The sequence below is a fragment of the Bradyrhizobium campsiandrae genome (assembly GCF_014529705.1).
Lineage (GTDB): Bacteria > Pseudomonadota > Alphaproteobacteria > Rhizobiales > Xanthobacteraceae > Bradyrhizobium > Bradyrhizobium campsiandrae.
Window position 1 is genome coordinate 1 of sequence record NZ_JAANIH010000322.1, and the last position, 255, is coordinate 255.

Here is a 255-nt window from a genome sequence, read left to right on the forward strand (position 1 = left end):
GACCGGCGTCAACGCCGATCTGTCGATCACCGGCACCGGCAATGCGCTGAACGTGCTTGGCCTCGCCGGCAACACCGGCACGGCGAACGCCTTCACCGCGGCTCGCACCTCGGGCATCGGCGGCATCGCCGGCAAGACCTTGACCTTCACCTCCTTCAGTGGCGGTGCGGCGGTCAACGTCACCTTCGGCGACGGCACCAACGGTACGGTCAAGACGCTCGATCAGCTCAACACGCAGCTGCAGGCCAACAACCT

At 66.3% G+C, this 255-nt stretch carries 1 protein-coding gene; it reads left to right on the forward strand.

Translation table 11 applies throughout. The features are described 5' to 3' along the window. On the forward strand, positions 1 to 255 hold a 255-nt coding region (locus G8O24_RS43280; RefSeq protein WP_497717880.1), incomplete at both ends, for a DUF1522 domain-containing protein.